Source organism: Cyanobacteriota bacterium (genome assembly GCA_025054735.1).
GTDB lineage: Bacteria > Cyanobacteriota > Cyanobacteriia > SKYG9 > SKYG9 > SKYG9.
This window is the reverse complement of sequence record JANWZG010000563.1, coordinates 1-1,939: the sequence shown is the minus strand read 5'-3', so window position 1 is coordinate 1,939 and position 1,939 is coordinate 1. Positions and strand designations below refer to the sequence as shown.

Genomic DNA, 1,939 nt, shown 5'->3' with positions numbered 1-1,939 from the left:
AGCGAGATGTCTACAATACACCCCTATTGCGACGGCTGTTGGTGCAAAGCGTCAAGAACCAGGGTGCCGACACAGTACGAATTGAGACGAATGTGAAATCCGCGTTGCTCAAAGCCTCGATCGTCGTCAATGGCTTTCGTTACACCCGCGATCGTGTAGAAATCACAGCAGGTAAGCAGGTCATTCAGGTGGATCAACACACGGATGAACACGTGCAGCGCCTCTATCCCGGTAAGCTTGAGATTCAGCCCAATGCCTATGGTACCTACACCTTGGTGAACCATGTGCCCTTAGAAGCCTACTTGCGGGGTGTGGTTCCCCACGAGATCGGCCTAGCAGCGCCACCGGCAACGATCGAAGCCCAGGCCATCCTTGCCCGTACCTATGCCCTGCGCAATCTGCGTCGTTTCGCTATTGATGACTATGAACTCTGTGCCGATACTCAGTGCCAAGTGTATTGGGGGTTAAAGGGTGCTCATCCCAAGACTGATCGGGCGATCGCGGCTACCCGTGGCCTAGTGCTGACCTTTCGCAACGAACTGGTGGATGCCCTCTATTCTTCCACCACAGGAGGAGTCACTGCCTCCTTCACCGATGTGTGGAACGGTTCCCCTCGACCCTATCTGCGGGCTGTTGTCGATGCCGTCAACCCTGTCTGGGATCTTGCCAATCGTCCCTTGTCGAATGAGCAAAACTTTCGTGCCTTTATCAAGCTGCGGCAGGGCTTTAATGAAGTTGGCTGGCATAACTTTCGCTGGCAAGCCACGGGGTACTTACCGGATGTCAATGCTTTTCTCAAGCGCTATTTGCAGAGTATTGGCAGTCCCCATGCTAATTTCACCACTATTCGCCAACTGCGGGTAACAGAACGGGCGGCTTCTGGACGAGTGCAACGCATTACCGTCACTACTGACCGGAGCAGCTTCGATTTGCACAAAGACAATATTCTCAATGCTCTGTACGAACCCAATAGCCTGCTGTTCCACGTAGATCCACTCTACGGTGCCGATAAAACTCTGAGGGGCTTTGTCTTCACCGGGGGAGGATTGGGACATGGTGTAGGGCTGAGCCAAACTGGATCCTATCGTCTAGGTGAATTGGGTTGGTCTAGCGATCGCATCCTTAGCTTTTACTTCCCAGGCACACAACTGCAACCCATTAACCCGACGATCGTCTTTTGGCGTGATCCATTCTCTACTCCAGAGTTAACCCCATGAATTACCTCACTTTAGTATGGACAGAAGCCGGGCAGGTCAAAAGTTGGCAGATAACTGATCAAATGGGTACAGTTCGCCTTGGTCGGGATCCTAGTCGTTGCCAAGTGGTGTTAAGTCATCCCACAGTATCGGGTTTGCATGTGGACATTGGGTTTCAACCTCAGCAACAGCGGTTTGTATTGCGGAACTTGCGGCCTAGCAATCCACCCATGGTGAATGGGCAAGTCGTGACCCAAGCGGAAGTTGCCCTAGCCACAGGCGATCGCCTGCTGCTGGGTGATTTGCTGCTGGTAGTGCAAGCTTGTCATGTGGCGCTACCTGCTGTTGTGGCCTACGGACTGCAATGTCCCCGCTGTCAACAGATATGTGACTACGATCGCCTAGAGCTAGGTTGTCCTTGGTGTGGCACCTCCCTAGCATCTGCTGCCAGCGTGATTATGCCATGAGTGACCTGTTGAGACTGCAACTGACCTGGGATGAGCCTGCTGATGGCACCCGGCGATCACCAGTGCTAATGCTGCCGATCGCCCTAGGTCGAGAATTTGCAGCGATGCCTGCTCAATGGAACAACCAACGGGTGTCGCGCATGGTGCTGCATGACAGCCAAATATCTCAGTTTCATGCCCTGATTGAGTGTGTGGATGGAGCGATTGTCATTACCGACCAAGGCTCGCGACTGGGGATGCTAGTGAATGGGACTCGTCAGCAGCGGGTCATCCTTG

Annotated in this window: 3 protein-coding genes; all 3 read left to right on the top strand. The window is 53.5% G+C overall.

The genetic code is table 11. From position 1 onward, the window contains the following. On the top strand, positions 1–1,217 hold a 1,217-nt coding region (locus NZ772_18170; GenBank protein MCS6815482.1), incomplete at its 5' end, for a SpoIID/LytB domain-containing protein. Further along, the gene (locus NZ772_18165) at positions 1,214–1,663 is read left to right on the top strand and encodes an FHA domain-containing protein (GenBank protein MCS6815481.1); all 450 of its coding nucleotides are present in this window, start codon (positions 1,214–1,216) and stop codon (positions 1,661–1,663) included. The genes NZ772_18170 and NZ772_18165, both read left to right, overlap by 4 nt. Then, a partial coding sequence (locus NZ772_18160; protein MCS6815480.1) for an FHA domain-containing protein occupies positions 1,660–1,939 on the top strand: 280 nt, incomplete at its 3' end. The genes NZ772_18165 and NZ772_18160, both read left to right, overlap by 4 nt.

Excerpts from the sequence above, each read along its gene's own strand:
- NZ772_18165 (MCS6815481.1), top strand. The coding sequence starts at position 1,214 with ATGAATTACCTCACTTTAGTATGGACAGAAGCCGGGCAGGTCAAAAGT.